Below are 2,393 nucleotides of genomic sequence, written 5' to 3' on the forward strand. Positions count from 1 at the left end.
TCCAGGTGGTGAGTTCCGTGGACGACGTGGCCAAGAACATCGGTCGGGGGTTGGGGGCGTTCGGTGCGGTGGCGGGAACTGTTCCCTCGATTGCGCACGATATCGACGAGGGGGTGAGCCCCACCGAGGCGATTGCGGTCAACACGGCGAGTACCGCCGCCGGCCTCGCAGCTGCGAGCTACGTGACCGGCGCCCTGGCGGGACTCGGGTGGTACCGCGGGTTCGGTGTTTTCCCGGGCCGGGCACGGTGGCCGGTGCTGCCGCAGGCGTCGCGTTGGGCACCCTGGTCGGGGGCTCCGTCAGCCACGGCGTATCGAAGGTCTTCGAATGGACGCTGCGATGACCGATCGTGAGGACACAGGCGCGAACACGCCTGCGGATCCGGGACCTGTGTGGGTGCGGAGGTGGCGCAGTGTGCACCTCGGCTGGCTCGCAGCGGTTTTCGGCATCTGTACGGTTATGGTGGGACTGCTGGTTGTCGCCGTCCCTGTGATTGCCAGGACGGGCGCAGGAGGCCTCCTGACACTGTTGTGGCTCGCGTTCTTCGTGCTCCTTCCCTTGGGGATGGCTGTGCCGATGTCCGGCATCGGAGCTGCGCGATTGTCACGTTTCGTGCGGCGGGTCGACGTTGCAGGCGTCGGCGCAGGTTTGTCGGTGCCCGGGCGCGGGGACTTCGTGGCTCGGGCAGGTCTGCTCGCCTTCGCGTCGGTGGTGGGCCTGTCCTACTTCGTATTCAGGGATGACGGACCGGACCCTCGCCAAGAGATGGCCGGGTTGCTGACGGCGATAGGCGCGCCGGCATGCCTGGCGTGGTTCGTCCTGGGGTTCGTCGTCGTCAACCGCACCAGCGTCTCTCTGCACCCCGAAGGTGTTGTCCAACAGATCTATCGACGTCGTGGGTGGAAGGTGTCGAACGACGTGACGATCGTGCGATGGAGCGACATCGCGGATCTGCGCCTGGAGGAGCATCCGAATCCAGCGGTCCCGCACCGAGGTGACTTGCCGGTGATTCGAGTCCCGCGCCGATCGAGCGAGACCGATGAACCGGAGGTGGTCATCATGGCGTGTGAGAAGAAGGTCGAGCCGAATTCGCTGCTCGCGCTGCTTCTGGTGTGTCGCGACAATCCCTGGGCTCGTGAGCAACTGGACCACGATGATGCGCGCGAGTTGCTGCGCCCGCCCAGTCTGCTCGAGCGCATCCGAGCAGACCGTGCCGCATCGACATCTGGTGAAAGGAACGCTGTCCAGTGACGGTTCGAGAGAAATCGATAGAGGCGTTTCTTCAGCAACAGGGTGTCGAACTCGTTCCGGCGCACCGCGCCGAATGCGACAGGTTCGGGCTCGAGCTGCCGACGCCACCGGGCTGGGAGGTCGTTCCCGAGCACCTGTTCCCGCACGCCACCGCGGTGCTGTGCTCGCCGACCGACGCAGTCGATGGATTCGTTCCGAACGCGGTGGTTCTGGTCGGCAAGCTCAGTCGATCTGTTCATCCGGAATCGTTGCTGGAGTACGGGTTCGGAGACTCCAGGGCTCTTCCCGGCTGGGTCGAGATCGGTCACGACCGAGACCCGTTCCGTGGTCTGCCGGCGGTCTCGACCGCGGGCCGCTACGACTGCGACGGACGGTTGCTCTTCGCCCGCACCCGGTACGTCGTCGTGCACCACATCGTCGATCAGTATCTGGTGCAGGTGACGGTCACCGTGCCGGATTCGCTTCGGCAGAAACTGTCCTGCGCTGCAGACGAATTCATAGACGGGGCGCGCATCGGGCAGGGGTGATCTACTCGGGAATCTGCTGCACCACGGCGGCGACGGCTTCTACCTGGTCCGCGATGCGTGGCCCCCACCGACTCGACAGGTCCTCGTCCATCGGGAAGATTCTGCCGTCTCGGACGGCGGTCAACGAACCCCAGCCCGGCCGAGCTGCGACCGATTCGGCTGTGACGCCACAGCATTGGGCGTCGGCGAGGAACACGATATCGGGATCGGCGGTGATTACCGATTCGGCGGACAGTTGTGGGTAGTCGCCTGCGCCGGAGCTGTCGGCGATGCTCGTCAGGCCGAACAAACCGTAGATCTGGCCGACGAAGCTCGCGCTCGACACCGTGTACAACGTGTCGTCGAGTTCGTGAAAGTACGTCAGCGGCCGATCGCGATCCGGAACGCTCGCCACGGCAGTGTCGATCCGGGACCGCATCTGCGCGACCACTGCGTCGCCTTCGGCGTCGTGCCCGGTCGCGTCGGCCACTTGTTCGATCTGCTCGTACGCGTCGTCGAGGCTCGTCGCGGCCGGCACCAGCAGCGCGGAATGCCGGCCTCGGCCAGAGTGGACGTCACCAGGCCGAGGTCGGTGGAGGTGATCACCAGACTGGGGTCGGTACGCGACGAGTCGCC

At 65.7% G+C, this 2,393-nt stretch carries 3 protein-coding genes and 1 pseudogene; 3 read left to right on the forward strand and 1 reads right to left on the reverse strand.

Annotation, left to right across the window (positions count from 1 at the left end):
- The 3 genes and pseudogenes from RHBS_RS26970 to RHBS_RS26980 all read left to right on the forward strand — a co-directional run.
- Positions 1 to 353 (forward strand): annotated as a pseudogene (locus RHBS_RS26970) (hypothetical protein); the annotation flags it as partial.
- Positions 340 to 1,251 (forward strand): hypothetical protein, encoded by a 912-nt coding sequence (locus RHBS_RS26975; protein ID WP_128646874.1) that lies wholly within the window; start codon positions 340 to 342, stop codon positions 1,249 to 1,251. The pseudogene RHBS_RS26970 and the gene RHBS_RS26975, both read left to right, overlap by 14 nt.
- On the forward strand, positions 1,248 to 1,778 hold the full coding sequence (locus tag RHBS_RS26980; protein ID WP_128646875.1) for an LpqN/LpqT family lipoprotein: 531 nt from the start codon (positions 1,248 to 1,250) through the stop codon (positions 1,776 to 1,778). Before RHBS_RS26975 ends, RHBS_RS26980 begins: the two co-directional genes overlap by 4 nt.
- Position 1,779: 1 nt before the next feature.
- Here RHBS_RS26980 and RHBS_RS26985 read toward each other — a convergent pair whose 3' ends face one another.
- Positions 1,780 to 2,247, reverse strand: coding sequence for an ABC transporter substrate-binding protein (locus RHBS_RS26985; protein ID WP_237669814.1), 468 nt, complete (start codon positions 2,245 to 2,247; stop codon positions 1,780 to 1,782).
- Positions 2,248 to 2,393: the final 146 nt, after the last annotated feature.

The organism is Rhodococcus sp. BS-15, assembly GCF_000813105.1.
Lineage (GTDB): Bacteria > Actinomycetota > Actinomycetes > Mycobacteriales > Mycobacteriaceae > Rhodococcoides.

Coding starts and splice junctions, on each gene's coding strand:
- RHBS_RS26975 (WP_128646874.1), top strand. CDS start 340: ATGACCGATCGTGAGGACACAGGCGCGAACACGCCTGCGGATCCGGGA.